Source organism: Limisphaera sp. VF-2, from assembly GCF_049537125.1.
Lineage (GTDB): Bacteria > Verrucomicrobiota > Verrucomicrobiia > Limisphaerales > Limisphaeraceae > Limisphaera.
Genome location: NZ_JBMVQY010000002.1, coordinates 374,866 through 392,463, shown reverse-complemented (window position 1 = coordinate 392,463; position 17,598 = coordinate 374,866). Strand labels below are relative to the sequence as shown.

General features: G+C 65.4%; 14 protein-coding genes and 2 tRNA genes. 7 read left to right on the top strand and 9 right to left on the bottom strand.

The window, feature by feature from the left end:
- Positions 1-57 precede the first annotated feature (57 nt).
- A complete protein-coding gene (locus ACPDIT_RS08935) occupies positions 58-1,215 on the top strand; it encodes a tRNA dihydrouridine synthase (protein ID WP_423442856.1) in 1,158 nt (385 codons plus the stop codon).
- Here ACPDIT_RS08935 and ACPDIT_RS08930 read toward each other — a convergent pair.
- From ACPDIT_RS08930 to ACPDIT_RS08915, 4 genes are all read right to left on the bottom strand, one after another.
- Positions 1,191-1,478: a 4a-hydroxytetrahydrobiopterin dehydratase gene (locus ACPDIT_RS08930; RefSeq protein WP_423442855.1), complete on the bottom strand. Its 288-nt coding sequence runs from the start codon at positions 1,476-1,478 to the stop codon at positions 1,191-1,193. The genes ACPDIT_RS08935 and ACPDIT_RS08930 overlap by 25 nt on opposite strands.
- Before the next feature lie 30 nt (positions 1,479-1,508).
- Entirely contained in the window at positions 1,509-1,880 is a 372-nt protein-coding gene (locus ACPDIT_RS08925; RefSeq protein ID WP_423442854.1) for a hypothetical protein, read from the bottom strand.
- Between the two features lie 69 nt (positions 1,881-1,949).
- Complete coding sequence (locus ACPDIT_RS08920; protein WP_423442853.1) at positions 1,950-2,570, bottom strand: DUF4339 domain-containing protein; 621 nt, start codon at positions 2,568-2,570, stop codon at positions 1,950-1,952.
- A gap of 135 nt (positions 2,571-2,705) precedes the next feature.
- Positions 2,706-2,867 (bottom strand): hypothetical protein, encoded by a 162-nt coding sequence (locus tag ACPDIT_RS08915; RefSeq protein ID WP_423442852.1) that lies wholly within the window; start codon positions 2,865-2,867, stop codon positions 2,706-2,708.
- An 856-nt stretch (positions 2,868-3,723) separates the two neighbouring features.
- Between ACPDIT_RS08915 and ACPDIT_RS08910 the strand changes: the two genes are divergently transcribed.
- Positions 3,724-3,799, top strand: a tRNA-Lys gene (locus tag ACPDIT_RS08910).
- Positions 3,800-3,938: 139 nt separating this feature from the next.
- Here the strand turns inward: ACPDIT_RS08910 and ACPDIT_RS08905 are convergent.
- Entirely contained in the window at positions 3,939-5,381 is a 1,443-nt protein-coding gene (locus ACPDIT_RS08905; protein WP_423442851.1) for a hypothetical protein, read from the bottom strand.
- A gap of 407 nt (positions 5,382-5,788) precedes the next feature.
- Here ACPDIT_RS08905 and ACPDIT_RS08900 point away from each other — a divergent pair, with 407 nt between their 5' ends.
- From ACPDIT_RS08900 to ACPDIT_RS08890, 3 genes are read left to right on the top strand one after another with little or no spacing between them, the layout of a single operon-like run.
- Positions 5,789-6,328, top strand: a complete 540-nt coding sequence (locus tag ACPDIT_RS08900) for an RNA polymerase sigma factor (protein ID WP_423442850.1) — start codon at positions 5,789-5,791, stop codon at positions 6,326-6,328.
- A complete protein-coding gene (locus ACPDIT_RS08895) occupies positions 6,325-6,789 on the top strand; it encodes a hypothetical protein (RefSeq protein WP_423442849.1) in 465 nt (154 codons plus the stop codon). The genes ACPDIT_RS08900 and ACPDIT_RS08895 overlap by 4 nt, the downstream gene beginning before the upstream one ends.
- A gap of 15 nt (positions 6,790-6,804) precedes the next feature.
- Complete coding sequence (locus ACPDIT_RS08890; RefSeq protein WP_423442848.1) at positions 6,805-8,598, top strand: hypothetical protein; 1,794 nt, start codon at positions 6,805-6,807, stop codon at positions 8,596-8,598.
- Between the two features lie 67 nt (positions 8,599-8,665).
- Here the strand turns inward: ACPDIT_RS08890 and ACPDIT_RS08885 are convergent, their stop codons facing one another.
- The 3 genes from ACPDIT_RS08885 to rlmN all read right to left on the bottom strand — a co-directional run bounded on the left by ACPDIT_RS08885 (position 8,666) and on the right by rlmN (position 12,727).
- Complete coding sequence (locus ACPDIT_RS08885; protein WP_423442847.1) at positions 8,666-9,979, bottom strand: glycosyltransferase family 4 protein; 1,314 nt, start codon at positions 9,977-9,979, stop codon at positions 8,666-8,668.
- Between the two features lie 315 nt (positions 9,980-10,294).
- Positions 10,295-10,384: transfer RNA gene (locus ACPDIT_RS08880), tRNA-Ser, on the bottom strand.
- Between the two features lie 1,194 nt (positions 10,385-11,578).
- A complete protein-coding gene (rlmN, locus tag ACPDIT_RS08875; protein WP_423442846.1) occupies positions 11,579-12,727 on the bottom strand; it encodes a 23S rRNA (adenine(2503)-C(2))-methyltransferase RlmN in 1,149 nt (382 codons plus the stop codon).
- Positions 12,728-13,330: 603 nt separating this feature from the next.
- On the opposite strand from rlmN, the gene ACPDIT_RS08870 reads away from it, so the two are divergent.
- Complete coding sequence (locus ACPDIT_RS08870) at positions 13,331-14,095, top strand: prepilin-type N-terminal cleavage/methylation domain-containing protein (RefSeq protein ID WP_423442845.1); 765 nt, start codon at positions 13,331-13,333, stop codon at positions 14,093-14,095.
- A 1,729-nt stretch (positions 14,096-15,824) separates the two neighbouring features.
- On the top strand, positions 15,825-16,793 hold the full coding sequence (locus tag ACPDIT_RS08865) for an endonuclease/exonuclease/phosphatase family protein (protein WP_423442844.1): 969 nt from the start codon (positions 15,825-15,827) through the stop codon (positions 16,791-16,793).
- A gap of 13 nt (positions 16,794-16,806) precedes the next feature.
- On the opposite strand, the gene ACPDIT_RS08860 is transcribed toward ACPDIT_RS08865, so the two are convergent.
- Complete coding sequence (locus ACPDIT_RS08860) at positions 16,807-17,298, bottom strand: hypothetical protein (RefSeq protein WP_423442843.1); 492 nt, start codon at positions 17,296-17,298, stop codon at positions 16,807-16,809.
- Positions 17,299-17,598 lie beyond the last annotated feature (300 nt).

Below are 17,598 nucleotides of genomic sequence, written 5' to 3'. Positions count from 1 at the left end.
CGGGCCCGCTCTCACAACTGCGCGCTCCCCTGTCGGTCGCTCGTTACCCCACGCGCCATGGCCGCCCAACGCAACCCAACCGCAGAACCCCAGATCGCGACAGCGCACGACGATTTCGGCCATCGGGAGGCGTTTCGCAGGTTGCTGTCCGGACCCGATCCCCTCCTGGCGCTCGCTCCCATGCAGGACGTCACGGATGCGGCGTTCTGGCGGCTCGTTCAGCAACGTGACGGCGCGGATGCGTACTGGACCGAGTACACCCGCGTCCACGTCACCTCCCGCCCGGAAAAAGCCATCGTGCGGTCGATTCTGAGCAACTGCACCGGCCGGCCGGTCGTTGCGCAAATGATGGGCAACGACCCCGAAGCGCTCGCCCGCACGGCCCGCGCCCTCGCCTCCCTTCCGGTGGCGGCCATCGAACTCAATCTGGGCTGCCCTGCCCCCGTGGTCTACCGCAAGTGTGCCGGAGGCGGACTGCTCCGGCACCTCGATCTCCTGGATCGCATCCTGGGCACGCTGCGCCGGGCCACGCCCCTGCCCCTGAGCCTCAAGAGCCGGATCGGATTCGACACCGAGGCGTTGTTCGACGAGCTCCTCGACCTGTACGCGCGTCATCAACCCGATTTGGTGATCATTCACGGACGCACCGTGGTCCAGGGATACCGGTTGCCCGTTCGTTACGATCTCATCCGCCGTGCCGTGGAGCGACTCCCCTGCCCCGTCCTCGCCAACGGCCACATCTATGACGCTCATCAGGCCCTGGACGTGCTCCGGTTCACGGGTGCCCGGGGTTTGATGATCGGACGCGCTGCGATCCGCAATCCCTGGCTTTTCACTCAGATTCGTCAGGTCCTGGCCGGGCAACCTGTGTTCCGTCCCACCGGCCGTGACCTGCTGGAATACATCGAGCAACTCTGGCAAACGTACGCCACGCCGGGTTATCCCGAGCGGCTCCAGACCCAACGCCTCAAGCTCTTCCTGAATTTCATCGGCGAAGGATTGGGCACCGATTCCGCAGACTTTCTCCATGCGATTCGGCGCGTGCACACCCGAGCCGAGTTTTTCGAGGTCTGCCGCAGGTTCCTCGATCACGACCAGCCCTTGGAGCTGGTACCCCACCCGGCGCCCGCAGGGACCCCTGCACCCGTCACCCCGCCTCCCGAACCGTCGGCGCGGCCCGCACCCTCCCTTCAAAGCGCACCCGCCAATCGCTGAATGCGTCGCGCCAACTCCAGATCCTTCTCCGTCAACCCGCCCGCATCATGCGTGGTGAGGGTGAACGTCACGCGATTCCATCGAATGCAGATGTCCGGGTGATGGTGCAAACGCTCGGCCAGCCGCCCCACCCGGTTCACCAAACGAAGGGCCTCCACGAAGTCCTTGCACTCGACGGTGCGCTCCAGGGCGTTGCGGCGCCGACGCCATCCCGGCAACGAGGCCAGCGCCTCGCGAACTGCTTTGGGAGCCAAACGCTGCATGGCTGAAACTTGGCCGGAATCCGACCAACTTCAAGCCCCCTCGCCGGGTTCCCGCAGCCGCGGAGGCACGGCCGGGCCCGGAGGTGGAGCCTGCGGAACCGGACCGGATGGCCCGCGACTCGCTTCCCACCAGATCTGTAGGCTGGTGACGCCCGCCCAGGCCCATGCCACGGCAAACCAAACCACGGCGCGCTGCAGCCACGCCAAATGCAGCACCTGAGCATCCAACGGTTCCCCTGCCTCCAAACTGTTCCAAGCTGCCCGAAGCACCGCCGCAAACCACACCACCGCCAGGCCCACCGCGGCACACGCCAGCACCATCTGCCCGGCCCCGGCCCAGCGATGCCCCATCAGCCACGACCCCAGGCCCGGCGTCGCCAATTGATTCAATAAAATGGCCACCCGCGCCCGCTCCGCCACCGGAAGCGATCGCCACTTGGCAGTCCTCCAATCCCGCATCAGCAGCGACGCCTAGGCGGTGCGGGTCAGAGCCGCTTTTACCTCGGGCTGACTCAATACCACCAGGGCCCAGATCCCGATGGGCAATCCGAGGAGACAACACGGCGAAGTGCACGGAATCAGGGCCAAAATACTGGCCGCCATGCTCCAGCCGTAGCTCCGCAGTTTCAGCATCTGGACGGCTCCATAAGCCACCACGGCCGAAATGGCCAGTCCCAGTAACGAACCGAACACCCCCAGCATCGAACTGAACTGAACGAGTTTCTCCACCACTTCGTCGCCGAGCTCCGCCTGCAATTCGCCAAGCGGCTGACCCATGAGATACCAAATCAGGGCGAAGAAGTTTGTCACCGCGCCCAGGCCCGCGGTCACCAACAGCCCAATGGCCGGTCCCATCACCTTTTGCTCCGGTCCCCGAGAAGCCGTGGGCACCGTTGCCGATACCGCAATCGGAGGCACGGACACCCACAGATCCGCAAACTCCGGAAAGTCCCGCAGCGGCCGCCACTCCGTCGTGCCCTCGGCGCAGGCACGTGTGTCGGCATTCGCCCGGTTTTCCCGCACCCATTGCCGAATCTGGTCCGCCGAAACCGGCCCGTATTCCCGGCCGTCACCACCGATGATCTTGTACATGGCTAGCCTCCGATGAGAGATTGTTGGCCCGGAGCATGAGCGCCCGTCATCCCTTGTGCAAGTCCCGAAAGGCCGCCGCTCGACCGCTCCCCGGGTCTCCGTCTGCCGTAGCATGTTGGCCAGTAGGGCTGACTACTAGTGGGTGCGCACCTGCACCTCGGCAGGCAGTCGCAGCGCCGGTCGCAGCGGATCGACCACTTCCCAAACCTCCGCGCGCGCCCCTCCGTCAATGCATCCAACACCATCGCCACCTTCCGGGAAGCCTCCGGATCCACCGCTGGCTTCAGCTCCTCGCATGTCTGCCAGATAAAATCTCGGCCGATGAGAACTCGGCCTCAGGTTCGGCTCGGAGTGTGCAAGAGACGACGCCGCCGGCGCAGGAGCGAATGCCGCGGAAATCCACCCACCCTCTCCAAGGGGCGCGCCCTTCGCAGTCCACGGACCGTACTGGCCATCCGCGCGCCGAGGGCGTATCCGGCCCGTCAGCCCGGGGCAAACGCTCCGGGAATTCGGCCCGCAAAACCCATCCCGCCCCGAAAGGGCACAATCCGAGGCCCCCTCATCGCAAGGGCCGGGCGTGCCACATCGAATGCCGCGCCCTCAGGGCGGCATGAATTGCGCGAACCCAGTTGCCTAAAGGGTTGCCCTGGGCTGACGAATTTCCGCCCCGTTGGGGCGGCCAGCCAACGCGCCGAGGGCGTGCCATTCGCCTCTCATGGGCGCGATCTGGCTCCGCAGGGCAGGCCCTGGGCAGGCGATTTCCACAGATCGGCCGGACAAACGGCGCGCCGAAGGCGCAAAGCCCTTTTTGCCCCCCTCGATGAGTTCGATGGGAATGAACTCGCAAAGGCTGCTTTGAAAGGGGTCGCTCGCAGCACTGGCGCAGGCAGGACCCCGGCGCCGCAGGTTCGCTGAGCGGCGCATTCCAGACGTTGGACTTCCCTTGAAAGCGCGACGGTGTTCCGGGCATCTGCGGCTCGGCGAAGCCGGAAAAACGTCATTTTCGTGGGATCCTCGAATCCGGGGCCCAAAGACTGAGTTGTGTCCCACGGACATCCGGTCGGACTGACGGCTTGCCAAACGGGGCGCCGGCTTCATATTGTTTCTTGGCCTGAGAACGACGCCCTCGGCAGCGGAGCTTTTCTCCTTTCGTGGGTTGGTAGCTCAGTCGGTAGAGCAGCGGCCTTTTAAGCCGTTGGTCCGGGGTTCGAGTCCCCGCCAACCCACCATTTTTCTGGGTCAGGCCCGGATCCATCCCCTCGTGCCCGCGCGCGCGAAAGACTCGATGATGCCAACCCAAGCCCGGGCACATGCAGAACCGGATGAGCGAGCAGGTTTCTCGGCAACGTGGCCAGGCCCCCGACCGCATCAGGGCCGCCGGGCCGGTTCCAAACGCGGATCGTCCAGGTCCAACCGGTAGAGCACTTGATTGTAATCGTAACGCGGCGTCGGCTCGGGTCGGTCGGCGAACTCCCGACTGTACGTCCCCTCGAACAGCAGCACCGGCGAATCCCCACGCAGGATCTCCGCGTGGATCCGCGGATTGTAAAAGGTATAGTTGTCGTGGCTGAGCACCTTGACCGCTCGGCCCCAGGGTCCCAACGGCGAGGAAGCCTCGGCATACCAAACCTCGCCAAAGGCCGACGGTCGGCCGAACCGTTCCATGAAAACCGCCACCCACCGTTTCCTCCATGGATGCCAGGCAATGGATCCACTGTGCGGTTCGACCCTGCGGCCGTCGGCAGCAACCAGATGATCCGGCGCATCCACGCGCTCCCACTGGGCCGGATCCGACCACGCCTCAAAAGTCGCCGGACATCGCAAACGCGGGAACGGGTTGCCGAAAAGCAACCAAGCCCGACCCTGGTCGTCCTGCCACCACACCGCATGTCCTTCCGGCACCGCAGGCGCTTCCGGTCGATCCGCGGATTTCGTCCAGAGTTCTTTCAAAAACTCGAAGCGTTCGTCGGCATCGTCCCAAATGCAAAGCCCCCACCGATAGACCTCGAGAGGCGGTTTGATCTTGGCGTAGACGGCGACCAGCCGCGCCTGCCCTTCTCGGTTGGTCACGCTGGCCAGGCCGCTCAACCAGGTGGGCCCCTCGCCCGGCATTTCGGCCACCGCTCGCGGTTGCCCCCGGCTGTCCCGAAACAGGTCGAACCGCATGCGAATCGGCGGCTCCGGTTTCGGTAGCGGCTCCAGCGAAGTGGTCGCACTGGTGGCGTGAAAAATCCCCAAGGGATACCGGGGCAGCGTTGTGTCCCCCCAGACCCAGTGCAGCCGCCCCCGATGCGCCGCAATCTGGACGCTGTCACAGCCCCACACCCCGGACTCCGGCTCGTTGGCAAACTCGCCGAGCTTCTGACTTTCCGCGAACAATCCGGCGCCGGTGAGCCGACCGAGCCGGCGCGCAAGGACCGAGCGGCGCACCTCGATGGTCACCTCCCCGCCCGGCACCGGCTTCACGCGCACGCCCCGCATCGCGAAGCCATCCGGCTCGACCCCGTACCCTGGACTGCGCACCTCCAGCCAGACCTCCCGGTTCATGAGTTCAGGCGCATCCAGCGCCACGACGCCGGCGTTGTCGCTCACCCACCGCATTTGATGGGTCGTGCGCAACTCCACCAAGGGCACCGGCCAGCCACTGCCCGCTTCTACCACCCGGACCCGGAAGGCACGCCACACCTCCGCCCCTGCGCCAAACGTCGCCAGGACCAACAGACCCGACAAGATCGCCAAGCCCCACCAGGGCCGGCCTTGTCGCACGTGCCCCGGGCCCTGCCGCAGCTTCTGAATGAACCCGCGTTGCATTTTCGCCACCGAACTTTCCGTCCGACCACGCCACAAGGCAATGCGGATTCCGAAGCTCGTTGACGTGCACACCAAGGAACGTGTCCCGGTCCCGGCGACGAGGATTCGCTCCAGCTCCCGCTCCGGCGGCTGCACGGCTAACGGTGCGAATCCCACGATCAGCCCCGTCCCAGAGAGCCAGCGCCCCTGTCCTCCTTTGGGGGCCATCCACGAGCCCCGCGCAGCTTTCGCGACCCCCTCCGCAACGCAGACCCCCGGAGTCGTTGCCAACACCACGAGGCCGACCCCGGCCCCTGCCGCGTTTCCGGTACTTTCAAGGCCCACCGACCCGGCGCAACAACCGCCCTGGATGCCGGATGAAAAAGATTAGACAAAACGAGGCCGGCTCCACGTCCTTGTAGACAGGAATGAGCGACGAGGATCCACTGGCCCGTTGCTATGACGCCCACGCGAAGGGCCTGTTCGCGTATCTTCTGAGCCTCACGCACGAGGAGGAGGACGCCCGCGACCTGTTGCAGGAAACGTTCCTGCGGCTGGCCCGGCAGCCCGATTTGCTGGATGCGGCCCGCTCGGAGCGTGCGGTGCTCTTCCGCATCGCTCACAACCTGGCCATGGATTTCCACCGTCGACGCACGGTGCGCGACCGCTTCCTCCAAAGCCAAGGGGCCCAGGATTCCATCCCGTTCGCCCCCGCAGAGGATCCCGACGAGGCCGCCTTTCGCGCCGAGGCAGCCCGGGCACTGTCCGACCTGCCGCCGGAGCAACGAGCCGTGGTCCACCTGAAACTCTGGGAGGGTTTCACCTTCGAGCAGATCGCCCGTGTCCTAGAGATTTCCCCCAACACGGCCGCCAGCCGGTACCGCTATGCCCTGGACAAATTGCGCATCCGTTTGCGTCGTTGGGTTGAGAACTCGAGTCAAACCACCGCAGGAACCATGAAGCCATGAATCTGCAGGACCCGATCGAAACCCGGCTGCGCCGGCTGCCCTTGCAGACCCCGGCCCCGGAATGGCGGGCCGCCATCTTGGATGCAGCCCGCGCCGCCGCGTCTTCGGAGAGCCCCCACCAAGCGCCAACGATCCATGGGCTTTGGCGCAACTGGCTGCAGGCCATCCTTTGGCCGAGTCCGCGTGCCTGGGCCATCCTGGCCGGCTGCTGGTTGGCGGCCCTCACGTTACAATGGAGCCTGCCCGCGTCGGACTCCTCCCTTCCCACCGCTTCCCCTCCCACCGAACTGGCGCAACGCTGGCAGGCCTGGCAGGAACGAAAACGGTACATGGCCGAGCTGCTCCGTGAGTTGGCCCCCCGATCGGACGAGCCCTCCCAGCCCGTTCCAGCTCCCGCACTGCCCCCACGGCAAACCCTGGTGGAACCGCTGCAACCCGACGAAAGCAGCATCGCTGCCTAGGTCTCTGCCATTCCTATGAACACCCCGTTTCCAGCGTGGTGGAAAAGGCCTCTCCGAGGGTGGAAGGGGTGGAGCAGTGCCGCGGCCGCCGCACTGGCCGTGGCCCTGGTCAGCGGGGTCATTGGCCACAGGCTCTGGCCGGCGCCACCGAAAGTCATTCTCACCTTTCAGGACTGGGTGCTGAGTTCGCTGTTCGCCACCGCGTGCGGTTTTGCCAGCTACTTCGTTCTGCGCTGGCTGCTGCATCCCAAGCGTCTGCGCGCGCTTTTCTTCGCGCTGGCCTGCATGCTGACCCTGGCAATGCTCGCGTTCGTGGTCGAGAACTGGCGGGGACATCTGGCCTGGCAACGCGCCCAAGCGCTGGCCGAGGCGCGCGGATTCTTGCTGGACTACAAAGCCCACATCCCGCCTGCCATCCCCGACGAAGTCAACATGGCGATGGCGCCGTTTTTTGAACCGGACCGGCTCACGATGACCGCCACGAACCTTCGGGATCTCCCGTCCGGCGCGGCAAAGCATTACTTCGTGCTGGAGCCGATCTCGCCCACGACTCGCAATGCACCCGGTTTCGGCTCCTGGCAGCTGGGGCAGCGGCTGCCGCTCGAGGCGTGGGCAGCGCTGTGCCTCAGCAACCGCCTCCCGATACAGGTTCAGGAGTGGTTGCGGGAGCAGGGCGTGACCTCGGTGCAAGCATGGCAGGCGTCGCTCCGTCAGAAACACGGGAGCTCTGCGGCCATCGTGGCCGAGATGCTGCGCGCCTACGACGCGCCCGTGGCGGCTTTCGTCGAGGCCACCCGTCGGCCCCAGTGCCGGTTTCCCATCCGCTACGAATGGGGGCCCGAAGCGCGACTGCCGCACTTGAACACCTTGTCAAAAGCAGCCGACCTCCTGACTCTGCGTGCCTGCGTGCGTCTCGAACTGGGAGAAGGCTCGACCGCCCACGAAGAGGTGCTGGCGGGCCTGCGCCTTATCCAGGCCATGGAAACCGAGCCCATCCTCCTCTCTCTGCTGGTGCGTCAGAGGTCCTGCGAAAGACTCCTCCAGGCCGTCTGGGAGGGGCTGCTCGCGGGTCGATGGGACGAAAGACAACTTGCCGAGCTGGAACAGGTGCTCGAAAAGATCGAGTTCCTGCGCGAGCTCCCGCGAGTCCTGCAGGCAGAGTGCGCGCTCGCGCTGTGGACCCTCCGGGGAATCAGTTCGGGAACGTATGCGCCCAAGGAGGTTGTGGGACAGGAATTCCCATTTGATTGGCCTCGCTGGCCCTGGTGGCTGCCCCATGGGTGGGCGGACCAGAACAAAGCAAACCTCGTGCGCTATTACCTGGATCGGGTGGCCCCTGTGATAGACCCCGAACAATGCACCGTCCGGAAAGCGGCGGCCCAGCAATTGGAGGCATATTGGTCCAAACACTCCTCTGACGATGGCGAGGGGCAGACGCTGCGGCGGACGGGGCCCTACAACTTCCTCGCCGTGGGTCTCGCTGCCTCCATCCCTGTACAAAGGCTCGCCTTTGGACAATCAGCAGTCGACCTGGCACGTGTCGCGTGCCGGATTGAACGCTTCCGAATCCGTACAGGCCAACTGCCGGACGAGTTGAAGGATTTGACCGACGAGGGTCCGCTACCCCCCGACCGCATCACGGGTCAGTCGCTCCGCTACCGGAAGCTCAGCGACACCAAGTATCAGCTTTACGCCACCGGATGGGATGGCCGCGACGACGGCGGCGTCCGTCCCTCCACACCTTTGCAGCCCACGCGCTTCCATCCCTCGCGCGCCGCGGACTGGATATGGCGGACCGCAGACGATTGAGCCCGGCCGACGCCAGCCCGCCAGAAGTCCTGCCCCGGCGCCGTGCCGGGAGCAGACAGGCTGCGGGTCACTGCGCGGGTGCCCGCCTGCCCTGCCCCAACCCCCAAAGCCCGGGCTGCGTGGAGAACTCCGTCAGATCCGAGGGATCGCCGCGCTCCAAGCGGTGCAAAGCCGCCGCCAAACATTCCAGGTGCCGTTCCAGGGTAAACTGCTGCAGAAAATGGCGGCGCAGCGCCTCGAAATCGTCCGCCCACATCTGACGGCCCAACGCTGCCGCCACCGCCTCCGGGTCCCGACTCGGCACCACGCCCGGGTAGTCCGGCGGCAACACCTCGGCAATGCTGCGGTATCGGGTGGTGACCACCGGCAGCCCGAACGCCAGCGCCTCCACAATCACCAGGCCAAAGCTTTCCGCAGGATAGTACGTCGGAAAACACATCACATCCGCCTCGCGCAACGCGGCCTCTTTCCGTTCACCGCTCACAAACCCCAGGTATTCCAGCAAGGGCCCTGTTTCCGGATCGGCCTGCAGAGCACGAAACTCCGCCTCCTCCTCGGCCCGCGGAAAACTCCCCGCCACCCATAACCGCACGCGCAGGGGACTGTTTTGCTGTCGCAACCGCCGATGCAATCGCACCACACCCTCGATCGCATCGAACAATCCCTTTTCCCGCAAACAATGGCCCAAAAACAAGACCCGCACCTCCTCGGGCCCGGCGCCCGCCATCGCCAGATCCTCCGCCGCGGGAGTTCCCCCCGACACCAGCGCGCGCCGCACGGCCAGCCGGGCCCGCCGTCGCGGCAACACCCTCGAATCGAAATGAGGACACGGATCCGGTATGCCGTTGGGCACCACTGCCACACGCTGGGGCCAGAACTTCTGTACATCGCCGCGGTTGAAGCGGGACAACACGATGAACAAGTCCGCATTCCGGAACGCTCGCCAGGTCCAAACCCGCGCCGGCATGTGCGCCACCGTCTCCAACCACCGCCCCAAGCCGGCGGCGTGCCAGTGCAAAATGACCCGCCTGAAAAACGGCCGACAAAGCGTCATCACCAGCCAGTCGCGATACAGAGCCGAGTACTTCCCCGGCGCCGGGACGTAGTAGAAGTTCTCGACCCCGTACCGAAATCGAATCCACAACGCCTGCAGACAGTACCCCAGCAGCAGGATCAGCTTGCCCGGCCGAAACTCGCCAATGTCCTGCAGGTCTTTCGAGACCCGCGCGTTCACATGATAGCATTCGATGCCCAGGGGATGTTTCTCAGTCCCGGCGGACCGCCCACGCCGGTCCCCGCCGAACCCCTGCAGCATCAGCTGGACCATGTAGCTCTGCCCGTGATGCGGCGGTGGTGTATGCGCGAATACCAACAGCTTCATGGTTCTTCGATTCCCCGCCCGAAGGAGCTCCCAATGCGCCTCGGAGCCTCCGGCTCCGGATCCGCAGAATGGCCACACCAACCCGACCGGTACCGGGCCGTGCGCTCGACTCGCGGACGTCCTGCGCCCGCCGCGTCACCTGCCCGAAGCCCGCGGCACACGGTGAAGCCCAACCTTGCTCCTGCCCACAGATTGGCCGGGCTGCACGCGACCCGTACCTCGCCACTTCCGGCTCAAAGACCCCGCGGACATCGACTCGATCGTATCCCACCCGATCGTGGGCAGCCCTGCCCTGTCCTCGCATCGCAAAAAGCATGGCGGAAGGGGTGGGATTCGAACCCACGGTAGCCTTGCGGCTACGCCTGATTTCGAGTCAGGTGCCTTAAACCACTCAGCCACCCTTCCGCCCGGAGGGTGATCAAAACATCCCTCTTCCCCAGCACCCGGGCAAGTCGAAATCCGGGCCCGCCGTGTCCGCCGACTCACGTCGGCGGCTACGGACAAGATTGGTAGCCGCCGCCGGCAGGCGGCGGATACCTGGGAGCGCTGGTCTCCGACTTGCCGTATCCCTGCCTCCAGCCGGCAGAGGTCGCGAAAGGCAGAACCATCGCTAGATCCCTCAGGAAAGACCCACCCTCACTCCGGGCAACCATCGAAGCGCCCGTCGGCTCGCGCCCTCCACATGTACCCCGCAGCGCCCATAGACCGGAGGTCTGCGATCCGGCAGGCTGGAAGCCGCGCTACCGAGTAAGCTCGCAGAGCCTACTTTGCGGCAGCCGTCGCGGAGACGCGGCGGGTTCGGGCTGGTCCGCCGACTCCCGTCGGCGGCTACGGACAAAAATGGTAGCCGCCGCCGGCAGGCGGCGGATATCGGGGAGCGCAGTCAAATGCAAGGTCTCTTGACCTACCGGATCGGCGGGTTCCAGCCGCCAGACGGGATTTCGTAGCCGCCGCCGGCAGGCGGCGGAGCCGGAATCTGACCACAGCCCCGCGGCCCGCACGGCGGACCTCGCGAAGGCACAGGAATCAGGGGACGCTTCCAGCGAGTCCTGTGGGTGGCCATGGGGTTGACGAATGGTAGCCGCGTCGGAGACGCAATGCCGGGTGAGTCGGTCAAGCGCCCCCGCCGATGGCTCTTGAGTTGGTATCCGCCGACTCACGTCGGCGGCTACGGATCTGAAGATTGGTAGCCGCCGGCAGGCGGCGCACGGGTCCTCGCTCGTAGTTTCCACCCACTCGCGTCGCCGGCAATGGGACTCCGGTACTCCGAACCAACAACCCACAGAACGCGCACCACGAAAGCCCACAGAGCACGCAGAACACGCAGAAAAGGTAAAGGACGGAGTCTTGGAAGAACACCAGCACGCCCATGGCTGTAGCGGGCTCGATCAGGCGGTCGCGATCCCGCCCCTCGTAGCGTACGTCGCCCGACCTGCCGGATCACCGCCTTCGGGCCGACAGACACCGCGCAGCTCACCAGGGTTCGGAATCTTCGGAGCCGGTCAACTTGCCCGCTGCGCACGGTCCTGGTGCTCTCCCTCTCCTCACGACCCCACCAGGCTTCCGAAACGACCTCTTTAGTGCTCCAATCGGCACGTCCTACTCGCCCGGCGTCTCTCCCGCCCCACTCCCGGACCGCACCATGTCGAACTCCCGCTCCGTGCGCAGTCGCAACTGACCACAGGCAGCGTCGATGTCCACCCCCTTCTCCCGGCGAAGCGTCACCGTCACGCCCGCACGGCGCAGGGCCTGATAAAAGGCCTCGCATGCGGCCGGAGCCGGTCGCCTCCATTCCAACCCCTCGACCGGGTTGTAGGGGATGAGATTTACCTTGGCGTGCAGCCGCCGCGCCAATGCGGCCAGGGGCGGGACCTGATCCGGGCTGTCGTTGACCCCTTCGATCAAAATGTATTCGAACGTGAGCATCCGTCCCTTGCGCTTCTGATAGTACTCCAGCGCCGCCACCAGCTCGGCCAATGGATACTTCCGATTCACCGGCATGATCCGGCCCCGCACAGCGTCGGTGGCGCCGTGCAATGACACCGCCAACCGAAACTGCTCCGGCTCCTCCGCCAGACGCCGGATGCCCGGGACCACGCCACTGGTGGAGATGGTGATCTTGCGGGCGCCGATGCCCCCGCCCCACGGAGCATTCAGAATCCGAAGAGCCCGCATCAGGTTGTCGTAATTGGCCAGCGGCTCGCCCATGCCCATGATGACCAAGTTGTCCACCAACCGGCCGGACCCGCGGTTTGCGCCCCGCTCGGATCCTTCTTGCGTCCGATGCCAGCGCTCCACCGCCAGCACCTGCTCCACGATCTCGTGCGGCTGCAGGTTGCGTTTCCAGCCATCCAACCCGCTCGCGCAAAACCGGCAGCCGTACGCACAGCCGACCTGGGTGGAGACGCAGAGGGTGTGACGATCCGCGGGCTCGCCGTACAGGGCCGGATTGGCGGGGATCAAGACGCTCTCGATGAAGGCGCCATCCGGCAGGCGCCACAAGAACTTCCGCGTTTGGTCGGCCGAGCCCCGCAGTCGTATGCAGACCAGCGTCTGCAGCGAAAAATGCTCCCCCAGTCGCTGCTGCAGCGACCGCGGCACATTGGTCATCGCCGACCAGTCCGTCACGCAGTGCCGGTACAACCACTCCAGCACCTGGTCGGCACGATACGCCGGCTCGCCCCAGGCGGTCACCTGCGCCTGGAGTTCTTCCCGGAACAATGTTTTGATGTCTCGCACCACACTCATGGTAGCCGGGTTTCCGACCTTGCCAACTGCGCGGAGAGACTCGCCCCCCGCGGTCGCCAGCCGACCTCACCCGGTGCCCGACCCGCAGAGCCCAAACCCTCGTGGTTCGTTCCCGACGGTCGATGGGCCGTTTCGTCTGTAACCCACGGGCGCTCCTTCGTCGTCTGATGGGCTGTGGGATCCGGGCAATTTCGCAGCCGGCATCGAACCCTTTGGCAGTGCCGGCCGTGCAGAGACGCGGATGGCGCCTCCAAATAGCAGCCAGGAGAGCATGTCGACCCCGCCCATGGACAAGATGGGCGAATCGGGTTCCCGGCTCGGCCGGGGCCGCGAATTCATGCCTTCTCCGCAACACCGGGCGGGGGGGCGACTCCACGCGCCGCGGATGGCACTCTTGAAGAGCGACCCGACGTGCAACCAACCGCGGCAGTCGGGGTGCATCCCTGCATCCCTCCCCGCCCGGGGCGCTCCGTCGGTCCCTCTACAGGATTGGGGGGCTGCTGCATGGAGACCGACCCGTCAATTCGCAACGAGCCGTTCTCAGCCGTGCTTGTGAAGCCTCTGCCCCACCCGCACGTCCAATTCCTCGTGCAAAGCATGAGGATGCGTTTGCCCACGGAACGTGCCCTGTCTGGACCGCCCCGGGGCGGCCGCCCCGGTTTCACGTTGATCGAATTGCTGGTCGTGCTGGCCATCGTGGGCGTCCTCGCCAGCCTTCTCCTGCCCACCGTCAGTCGGGCCAAGGAAACCGCCCGCCGCATCGCCTGTCTCAATCATCTGCGCCAATGGGGACTGGCCATGCAAATGTACGTCCACGACAACGACGGCCGATATTGCCCGCGCACGCACCCGGTCCGCTGGCCCCATCGGCTGAGTCCCTATGCGCCCGATGTAAAGCTGTTGCTTTGTCCCAGCGACGTCGCCCGACCGGCCACCGGCAGTACGGACCCTTCTCTCTGGCCCGCCGACGCCGCGCCACGGAGTTACATCTACAACGCGTGGAACGACTACTACCGGACCTTCTACCCGGCGGGCGAGTGGCGCCAAATCGTCTCCAGCAACGGCCACGCCATTCGCGAAACCGAGATCCGCGAGCCCTCGGAAACCTGTGTGTTCGGAGAGAAGCAACCCGACTCCACGCATTGGTACCTGGACTACGAGCGGTTCGAGGACATCACGCAGTTGGACCAGGCGCGGCATGCCGGCGGGCGTCGGGCGGGATCCGGCCAGGGCGCCGGCACCGGCTCCAATTACACCTTTGCAGACGGAAGTGTGCGATTCCTCCGGTTCGGGCGCACTGTCTGGCCGGTCAACCTCTGGGCCACCACCCCCGAGTGGCGCAATGCCGGCGGACCGCTGCCTCCCTGATCCCCGGCGCAGGCCCGGGGAACGGCGACGTGCCCTCCCGGCCGGACAAGAGTCGTTGCCCGGGATCTCGAATCAACGACGTCCCCGATCCGAGGTCGGCGCTCCTTCGAAAAGGCCCCCGGAGCATGTCACTCCGTAGCCGCCGGGGGAACGCGGCGGAGGATCCGCGGGTCCGCCGACTTACGTCGGCGGCTACCTCCTCAAGAGCCCACAAAACACACAGAAAGAAAAAGCCCACAGAGCACGCAGATTACGCAGAAGCAAAAACACCTGAATAGGATCGGTCCGCCGACTCACGTCGGCGGCTACGGGTTTGGGACCTGGTAGCCGCCGCCGGAAGGCGGCGGACCCAAGCACTAACTACTGATCCACGACCTGAAAGGCTGCTCCGAACAGGATTGCCATTGGATCCCAAATGAATCCGCCGATTCCCATCGGCGGCTACAGATCTCAAGGCCTCGTAGCCGCCGCCGGAAGGCGGCGGAGAGGGATCAATCCAATGACTGGCGTCGCCGGGTACAGAGTTGAAGGTTGGTGGCCGCCCCCAAAAACGAAGCCGGTACTGGATGAATCCGCCGGCTGCCGCCGGCGGCTACGAGCAATCATGGTCCACCCGCTACCGTCGGTGGCTACCAGATCGAGACCCGCCGGCTGACGTCGGTGGCTGAGGGACTTCAAAGAAAAAACCTTCTGTGTGATCTGTGTGGTCTGTGGGCTGAGGCAAAGAATCCGGTCGGTAGCCGCCGCCGGAAGGCGGCGGACCGAGACTCCAAATAGAAGCCCTCGCGCCGGCAAGGCAGCCACTGCAGGAACTCACCGGTCGGTAAAAGCATCCACCGACTTCCACCCATGGCTACCTTGATCGGCGTCCGCCGACTTACGTCGGTGGCTACCTCCTCAAGAGCCCACAAAACACACAGAAAGAAAAAGCCCACAGAGCACGCAGATTACGCAGAAGCAAAAACACCTGAATAGGATCGGTCCGCCGACTCACGTCGGCGGCTACGGGTTTGGGACCTGGTAGCCGCCGCCGGAAGGCGGCGGACAAGACTCGAGGGAGCTTTCCACCGACTTACGTCGGTGGCTACGTGATTGGCGTCCGCAGGCTCGCGTCGGCGGCTGAAAGGTTGCAAAGAAAAAACCCTTCTGTGTGATCTGTGTGGTCTGTGGGCTCCAAAAGGCGTTCTGCGTGTTCTGTGGGATCCGTGGGCCCTCCATCAAGCGCGTTCTGCAGGCTCTGCGAGAAAACATTGAGGATTCTGCGCGCTCTGTGCGATCTGTGGTTTCCTCGAAAGCAATGTGCCCGTGGTCCCGTGCCCCGGGGGCCCGCAAACACCTCTTCCGCGTGATCCAGCGCCTGCTGCAGCGTTGATACCCAGCAGGTGCACGCTGCGAAACGAAAGGATCGCCGGAGCGGCAATAGCCCACGACTCGCAGGGCCGAACATCACGGGGACCCGGGGCCACCGAGCCTCCCGCCTTCGGGTCGGCCGCGCTGTTTCTCGAGCGCGCAAGGCACGCTGAACAGCAGTGCCACCCGTGCGGCTCGTGCAGGAGCCGTTGTGGCGAGGTGAACGCCCCCACCTTCTGCGAGGCTGTTGCGCAAGCGCGGGTGGGATCGCCAGTACTCTGCTCCAGCGATCCCAGCTTTGCTGCGGACTTGCTTTTCGGGTTCTGCCCCTGCCGTACTTGCATGGACCAACCGGGCATCACATGGATGAAGACCGACAATGAACGACATCGTCCCCGGACGTGTTGCGCGCGCGCCCCTCAGTATCCGGGGGCTCCTGGAGAAGACGACCCTCCTGGCTCTCCTCGCCACCGCAGGGGGCTTCGCCGGCTCTTGGCACTGGCTGTTCGAACTGCTGACCCATTGGCGGCTGCACCTGCTGATGGCTCTGGCCGGGTTGGGCGCAGTGTGGATTCTGCAGCGACGCCCGACTTGGGCGGCGGCTGCATGCCTGGGCGTGCTGTTGAACCTCATCCCCATCCTCCAGGCCCGAGCCTGGGCAGTTGCCCCCACCGCACCGGCCCCCGGCCCCATCCTGCGCGTCCTCAGCATCAACGTCCATACTCTCAATCCCCACGCCGACCGCGTGCTGCACTGTATCCGTGAAGTCGATCCGGACCTCGTGCTCTTGATGGAAGTGGACGATCGCTGGATGCGGCAGTTGGAGCCGCTCGGCGCCACCCATCCCTTTCTCCAAGCCGCGCCGCGCCCGGACAACTTTGGGATCGCCCTTTGGAGCCGCCTCCCCTGGACGCATGCCGAGATCCTGACACTCGGTGAGGCCGAGGTGCCCTCCGTCGCAGTCACTCTGGAAAAGGCCGGGCGCCGCCTTTGTGTGCTGGGAACACATCCCCTGCCGCCGGGATCCGCCGAATACGCACGTCTTCGCAACGACCAATTGCGGGAAGTGGCGGTGTGGGTCCGCGCGCAACCGGCGTCTGTGATGCTCGTGGGAGATCTCAATGCGGCGCCCACCAGTCCGGTTTTTCGACAACTCGTCCGTGACCGCGGGCTGCGTCCCGTACGACACCCCGTGGGCCGTGGCACCTGGCCGGCCTCCCTTCCCCTCGGGCGGATTCCGATCGACCACGTGCTGGTCACGCCGGACCTGCGGGTGATTCGGTTCGAGGTCGGCCCTCCCGTCGGAGGAGATCACTTACCCATCTGGGTGGAACTGAGCTGGCCGTGACGCGGTGGGCTACTCACCGTGTCGCGGGCGCACCAACCGGCTGACTTGTTATGGACTGCACTTCCACGCGTCGCGGCGGATGCCACGGGATTTCTCGCCCGTCGATTCGCAAGACGCGCGGAAGGAGCTCGATGGTCGTCCCCTGCAGATCCAGGACCACTGCGCCCGGCAAAAACAGCAAATCTTGAAAGACACATCGCCCCCCGGGCACAGCAAAGGGCACCGCCCGGGCTTGGTCGAAGCGGACCCGCTCCGCCGCCGGAAGCGGTTGGTCCCCCGGCCAGGGGAGGACCACCTCGATCAAATCCAACCCAAGCCGGGATTGCCGGATCTGCAGCACCAATTGATGCGCAACTTCCTCGGGTTGGAATTGAATCTCCCACGGACCGTTCCGAACACGCCGGTGCTCGATCCACGCGAAGCCAACCGCGTACAGAACGACGGCAAGCCCGGCAGCCACCACCAGGTGCCACCGCAACCGGTCTGGAATCCAAACCCGTCTCATGACGACCGTTTCTGCAAACCCGCCGGCCCCGAGCATCGGCCGTGCGGACCAAACCGCCGACACCGCGGCGCCCGCACCGGGAGCCGTCCTGCCCTGCGCCCGACCCGTCCTTCGATTCCGCTCCGCATGACGTTGGGACCACCTTGGCAGCCTGTTTGCCCATGCAGCAAGCGCTGAAAAAGCCTCTTCGCCTTCCGCCCGGCCCGGGGCCCGGCACCAGAGGCATCGACGCGATGCACCGCGTGGGGCCGCTGAGCGACGGTCCCGGATTCCCGCATCTTTCGCAGTCCGTTTTGACCT

Coding starts and splice junctions, on each gene's coding strand:
- ACPDIT_RS08935 (WP_423442856.1), top strand. CDS start 58: ATGGCCGCCCAACGCAACCCAACCGCAGAACCCCAGATCGCGACAGCG.
- ACPDIT_RS08930 (WP_423442855.1), bottom strand. CDS start 1,478: ATGCAGCGTTTGGCTCCCAAAGCAGTTCGCGAGGCGCTGGCCTCGTTG.
- ACPDIT_RS08920 (WP_423442853.1), bottom strand. CDS start 2,570: ATGTACAAGATCATCGGTGGTGACGGCCGGGAATACGGGCCGGTTTCG.
- ACPDIT_RS08915 (WP_423442852.1), bottom strand. CDS start 2,867: ATGCGAGGAGCTGAAGCCAGCGGTGGATCCGGAGGCTTCCCGGAAGGT.
- ACPDIT_RS08905 (WP_423442851.1), bottom strand. CDS start 5,381: ATGCAACGCGGGTTCATTCAGAAGCTGCGGCAGGGCCCGGGGCACGTG.
- ACPDIT_RS08900 (WP_423442850.1), top strand. CDS start 5,789: ATGAGCGACGAGGATCCACTGGCCCGTTGCTATGACGCCCACGCGAAG.
- ACPDIT_RS08895 (WP_423442849.1), top strand. CDS start 6,325: ATGAATCTGCAGGACCCGATCGAAACCCGGCTGCGCCGGCTGCCCTTG.
- ACPDIT_RS08890 (WP_423442848.1), top strand. CDS start 6,805: ATGAACACCCCGTTTCCAGCGTGGTGGAAAAGGCCTCTCCGAGGGTGG.
- ACPDIT_RS08885 (WP_423442847.1), bottom strand. CDS start 9,979: ATGAAGCTGTTGGTATTCGCGCATACACCACCGCCGCATCACGGGCAG.
- rlmN (WP_423442846.1), bottom strand. CDS start 12,727: ATGAGTGTGGTGCGAGACATCAAAACATTGTTCCGGGAAGAACTCCAG.
- ACPDIT_RS08870 (WP_423442845.1), top strand. CDS start 13,331: ATGCGTTTGCCCACGGAACGTGCCCTGTCTGGACCGCCCCGGGGCGGC.
- ACPDIT_RS08865 (WP_423442844.1), top strand. CDS start 15,825: ATGAACGACATCGTCCCCGGACGTGTTGCGCGCGCGCCCCTCAGTATC.
- ACPDIT_RS08860 (WP_423442843.1), bottom strand. CDS start 17,298: ATGAGACGGGTTTGGATTCCAGACCGGTTGCGGTGGCACCTGGTGGTG.